Source organism: Pseudomonas sp. P5_A2_2, assembly GCF_054177685.1.
On record NZ_JBGCUL010000782.1, the window covers coordinates 1 to 2,153 of the forward strand.

The 2,153-nt window shown below is 59.5% G+C and carries 2 protein-coding genes and 1 pseudogene; 2 read left to right on the forward strand and 1 reads right to left on the reverse strand.

Annotated elements, in window-relative coordinates:
• The first annotated feature begins 162 nt into the window (after positions 1-162).
• Complete coding sequence (kynB, locus tag ACXRVY_RS25595) at positions 163-816, forward strand: arylformamidase (protein WP_223463362.1); 654 nt, start codon at positions 163-165, stop codon at positions 814-816.
• A 6-nt stretch (positions 817-822) separates the two neighbouring features.
• Here kynB and ACXRVY_RS25600 read toward each other — a convergent pair.
• Positions 823-915, reverse strand: a pseudogene (locus ACXRVY_RS25600) (hypothetical protein); the annotation flags it as partial.
• 409 nt (positions 916-1,324) lie between these two features.
• Here ACXRVY_RS25600 and ACXRVY_RS25605 point away from each other — a divergent pair.
• Positions 1,325-2,153: AraC-like ligand-binding domain-containing protein (locus ACXRVY_RS25605; RefSeq protein ID WP_458238587.1), on the forward strand; the 829-nt coding region annotated here is incomplete at its 3' end.

A 2,153-nucleotide genomic window follows, 5' to 3' on the forward strand; every position in this document is an offset into this window, starting at 1 on the left:
GTACCGGACTTTGTGAAGCGACACGCTTTGAAATTTCCTGCCGAAATCGCGCTCATCCACGGCGGATTGTGCGAAAACCCGCACGGTTACCCAAGGTTTTTGCACGAATCTTCACCGCTGTCGCTCGTATCATTTCACTCGGAAAATCCGGTGAGCATTGCGATGACAAAAAACATCACGTTGTGGGACATCAGTCCACCCTTGAGTACCGAAACGCCGACCTGGCCGGGTGACACGCCGTTCCAGGAGGAGCGCGTCTGGACCTACGGTCCCGAGTGTCCGGTGAATGTCGGACGCATCACCCTGTCGCCGCATACCGGCGCCCACGTCGATGCGCCGCTGCATTACAGCGCTGACGGTGCGCCGATTGGCGAGGTGGCGTTGGACGTCTATATCGGGCCTTGCCGCGTGTTGCATTGTCTGGACAGCGGCGAACTGGTGCGGCCCGGGCAACTGCAAGGACGTTTGCACTACGTGCCCGAGCGCGTGCTGCTGCGCACCTGGCGACAAGCGCCGCTGACAGCCTGGGATTCAGGGTTCACGGCCGTTGCCAGGGAGACCATCGACTTGCTGGCAAGCCTGGGTGTGCGTTTGATTGGCATCGATACGCCGTCACTGGACCCCCAGCAATCCAGGACCATGGATTCACACGGTGCCGTGGCCCGCCATCACATGGCGATTCTTGAAGGCATCGTGCTGGACGCTGTCCCGGAAGGCGATTATGAACTGATCGCCTTGCCGCTGCGCTTTGCTCATCTGGACGCCAGTCCGGTCAGGGCGATTCTGCGGCCGCTGAGTACGTCGCAACGCGGGTGATGATCATCGGCCGGCGCGCAGGGTCACGAAGTCGTGGTTGTTGGCCAGCCAGCTTTCTTGGCAGGTGTAGATCCAGTTCTTTTCGAAGATCAGTTCCATCGCCGGCAAGCCGGCTCCTGGAGTTCCCCGGGATTGCGTGAAGAATCTTTTTTATTGGGCTAATCGGTGCGCTCGTTAGAGGAGCGGGGCGGGTGGCGGTCTTTCCGATCAGTTGGCGAAGGCAGTCCGTAAATTGGCGGCAGGTAACAGTTGGTTGGGCAGCGATGACACAAATCCCGCACCAGGTGATAAACGGCTGCACCTGTTTGCGCCAATCAGATAATGTTTTGCGCTACATCAAGTGCTGGTCGAGTGCTTTTGCGGCTTTGTCAGCCATGCCTTATCCGCTTGGTTGCCGATCACTGTCCGTTAAGTGGGCGCCGACGATTTGTGGCGTGGAAGTTGCTCCTTTCCAGCCTGGTACGCGCCGTCAGAGCGCGCCGAAAATATTGCCTGTGAGTGCACCGTGATGAGCAGCAAAGTGGATCCGCAGTTTCGCGACATTCGTGTCGACAGCGATGACCTCGAGGCCGCCAGAAGCTGGATGTCCGGTATCTGCGGCCCCCATCGGCTGGTGAGCGCGAACCCCGAGCGGATCCGCTTTCATCACAACGCCAACATGTTCAAGTCGATGGCCACCACCCTGGGTACTATCGAATACGGCACCGATGTCACCATCGATATCGAAGACGCCGAGCACTTCAGCAGCTACAGCCTGAGCTTGCCGCTGGTGGGCCAACAGGAGCTGAGCAAGGACGGCAGCGTGCTCAGGTCCGACCGCGATCAAGGGGTCATCGTTTCGCCCAATGAAAACCAGCTGCTGGCGATCTCCGGTGACTGTCGCAAGGTTCAGGTGGTGATTACGCGTATCGCGATGAGCGAAGCGCTGGAGGGGATGTTGCAACGGCCTCTGGACGCGCCGCTGCGCTTCGAGCCGGTGATGGATGCGATCGATGGCGCATCGGCGTCGTGGTGGCGCATGGCGCGTTACTTCATCGATGAGCTTGCGCGCAGCAGCGAACTCTTCGAACAGGTGGCCTTCACCCGGGACATTGAAAGCTCGCTGATCAAAGGCTTGATCCTGGCCCAGCCCAACAACTATTCGCAGGCGCTGCGGGACGTGCTGGGCGTGAAGTTGCCGCACTACCTGATCAGGGCTCGACAGCACATCCACGACAATGCCCGCGAAGCGTTGCACCTGGAGGACATAGAGGCCGCTGCCGGCGTTTCGCGCTTCAAGTTGTTCGATGCGTTCAAGAAGCACTTCGCCATGTCGCCGATGGCCTACCTGAAAAAGT

Excerpts from the sequence above, each read along its gene's own strand:
- kynB (WP_223463362.1), top strand. The coding sequence starts at position 163 with ATGACAAAAAACATCACGTTGTGGGACATCAGTCCACCCTTGAGTACC.